4 protein-coding genes and 1 pseudogene are annotated in these 2973 nt (G+C 49.8%); all 5 read right to left on the bottom strand.

Annotated elements, in window-relative coordinates; genetic code table 11:
- Positions 1-344 (bottom strand): annotated as a pseudogene (locus DIE15_RS36485) (RHS repeat protein); the annotation flags it as partial.
- 94 nt (positions 345-438) lie between these two features.
- The gene (locus tag DIE15_RS36480; protein WP_124835866.1) at positions 439-705 is read right to left on the bottom strand and encodes a MafI family immunity protein; all 267 of its coding nucleotides are present in this window, start codon (positions 703-705) and stop codon (positions 439-441) included.
- A gap of 178 nt (positions 706-883) precedes the next feature.
- Positions 884-1183, bottom strand: coding sequence for a hypothetical protein (locus DIE15_RS36475; RefSeq protein ID WP_124835865.1), 300 nt, complete (start codon positions 1181-1183; stop codon positions 884-886).
- Positions 1184-1565: 382 nt separating this feature from the next.
- Complete coding sequence (locus DIE15_RS36470; RefSeq protein ID WP_124835864.1) at positions 1566-1919, bottom strand: hypothetical protein; 354 nt, start codon at positions 1917-1919, stop codon at positions 1566-1568.
- Between the two features lie 20 nt (positions 1920-1939).
- Positions 1940-2973: RHS repeat-associated core domain-containing protein (locus DIE15_RS38085; protein ID WP_311772003.1), on the bottom strand; the 1034-nt coding region annotated here is incomplete at its 5' end.

Here is a 2973-nt window from a genome sequence, read left to right as displayed (position 1 = left end):
GCTGCATCGTATTGCCACTGCTTCGCAAGCAACTCGCCGCCCGCCTTGCCTCGCTGCGCAGCGTGCCGCGCACGACGCCCCACCGCGTCATACCCGAAATGACTCGTCAGCTTGCCCTGCGTCCGTAGCACCTCGCGATGCAGATCATCCCGTTCGATGTCCGCGACTGCGGCCCCATCGAAACGAATCTGGTGCACGTGCCCCGAACCGTAATGCAGCCAATCGATCGTGCGCTCGCCGGAAATTGTCGTGCTGACGCGATTGCCAAGCTCGTCGGAGGTGCGTGCGAGCCAGCCAGTCGGCGTGTACTCCTCGACGACCTCACCACGCGCGTCGTATTTCAAGCTGACCCGATTCTTCAGCGATGGCCCGCGCATCGTTAGCGTGTACAGTTCGCCAGAGTTGGCCAATTTCCTTTTAAATTCATTAAAACAGTCGTCACCGATCCTCGGAAATTAGATTTTTCAAATATGACAGAATTTCCTTTCCAAGAGGAGAGCCAAAATTCTCATTCAGCGACACTATCTCATTATACTCTTCTTGCGACACCCCAATATCACGCTCGCAAATGTAATTACACAAAGTATCAAGCGCCAAAGGAGCCTCATTAAAATCGATATAGCCCAAAGCAAAACTTATATCTTGATCCGAAAGACGATTCTTAAACCCTCCTCCGAGCAACCTCAATCTCTCCGAATCCTTCATTTACTTCGCCTCCGGCAAAATCGGAATAGGTAGCGTAATCGGCTCGCGTACGACGTGAAAGCCCAGCGAATGTGCTGAGACGGTGTTTCGCCAAAATATTAGCGCCCAACTTCGACCATTTCTAGCGATTCCCGTTTCGCCCCCTACCAATGGCAGTTCGATTCGGAATGCGCATCTCTTACAGCGGATCAATCTTCGTACTGACTCTCATATCCTTTTTTGAGCCAACAAGATATTTACTCAGCCCCAAATTTTTTATTTCCTCCAGATTTGCAGCACGCCATTTCCAGCCTTCATCCCATGCAAACCATTTAGCGAGATCGGTGTTTTCCACAACACACGCACCTGCAATATCCACGGTACAAACATCGAACTCCGATGAATAACCTATAACTCGACCATCGCCAAGTTTAATAAGGTGAAGTTCATCACCGCAACCAAACCCGGCATCGTAGGCAGCGACAACATAATATTTCATTTCCACAAAGCCCCACTTCGGAAACGACGTAACGACTTGATTTGCACCGGGACTTGTCACTATCCTCACGGCACTCAGTATTGGATTACCTGCAGCCCCCCGGAATCCCCCTGCAAGCCTGCTTCTGGATACGGAACGTCATAAATCCAGTTTCCCTTTTTGACCAACCACTGGCGCCACTCCATCTCTAACAGCTATATCCCATGCATTGTTTGCCGTGGCAATCGTGTCATCTACAAAAACTCCATGCGGTAGCCGCCGGCTTCCCTTGATCAATCCGCGCAAGCGGCACGAAACTATTGGACTTGTACAAGTACGTCAGCGCCTCCTCAATTTGACGATCGTGATACGCTTCCTGCACCAACCGCATTCCGTTTTTCGATCAATCCAAATCTGGATATATTTCACGACTGCCTTCTTCCCGACCAATTCTCGACCATACCGCGCGCCCCCACTTAATCGCCCCCCGCTTAAATATTGACCTTATTTTATTCTCAAATTCAGCATTGAAATTTTCATCCGACACAACGAAAATATCAACAACGTGATTATCATCAGATAAAAAATCACCCAACCGATCAACCCGATCAACAACCTCAATATAAAAACCATCCGCACTTCCTTCTGCGATAAAGCGACCCTCCTTATCTTTTATCGCCAAATTTACTCCAAATGCAATCTCCACCTTTCCAACCAACTCAGAAAAATCAATGTCCTCTAAAAGAACTACGCTCAAACACCGACCCGATCTGGAATTCATTTATTGCACCCCCCAATCTTCACTTGACCGTCACCTTTTCTCGCGAGCTCGCTTAGCTCATGTGTTTTGAAAATTCTAAACCCGAATCGCTCTTCCCTCAACCCAGGGAACGCCTTTCTCAAGTCACTATCAATGGATCGCTCAATCTCAGAAATCCCTGGTATCCTCGAAGCCTCTCGCCGCCTGTTTGTGAAAACAGGATCATTTGCCAAATAATCAGATTGTATAAAACCATCGACATCGAAATCATTAATATTGATCGGCCTAGCGATTGCAGGATCATGAGCCTTACTGATCCCGCTCGCAGCGCTCCCTCTATAGCCAATAGTGGCATTGGGATCAATATTCTGTATTGCTGGCAAATGACTTTCAAATATCGAATTTATCTTCTGCTGTATTTCACCTAACGGACTTAACCCTAGCGGATCAATCCAGCTGATCGGATTCGGCGCGTACTGATATAGGTTCATCCCACCGGCAAGTCCGATAGGATCCTGTGTAATAAATCTCCCAGTATCGGGGTCGTAGTACCTAAACAGGTTGTAATGCAGTCCCGTTTCCCGGTCCAAGTACTCCCCTTGGAAGCGCAGATTCTGCGGCCGTGACACATGGTCAAGTGCCGCCCGCCCTGGCACCCGGGCGATCCACTCCTCCTGCACCGCGTTGCCCCACACCTTGTAGCGAGCCTGCCAAACCAGCTCGCCATCAGCGTCAGTCAGTTCTTCCGGCAGCCCCGAAATATCGTTGTGGAAGTAGTAAACCGTATCTCGTACATCCGCATCGTTTGCCGCCGACTTCCCTTGATCAATCCGAGCAAGCGGCACATAACTATTGGACTCGTACAAATACGTCAGCGCTTCCTCCCCCCGGCGGTCGTGATACGTCTCCTGCACCAACCGCATGCCGTCCCACAGAAAATCCGTACTCGCATAACTCCCATTGAGCTTCCGAATCCGCCGCCCAAACGCGTCGTATTCGAAATGCGTCGTCCCGATGCCAAGCCGGTCCTTCGTCACAACCGACTTCAACT

Source organism: Burkholderia sp. Bp9031, from assembly GCF_003857965.1.
Classification (GTDB): Bacteria; Pseudomonadota; Gammaproteobacteria; order Burkholderiales; family Burkholderiaceae; genus Burkholderia; species Burkholderia ambifaria_A.
The sequence above is the reverse complement of the archived record's forward strand: the minus strand, read 5'-3'. Positions and strand labels throughout refer to the sequence as shown.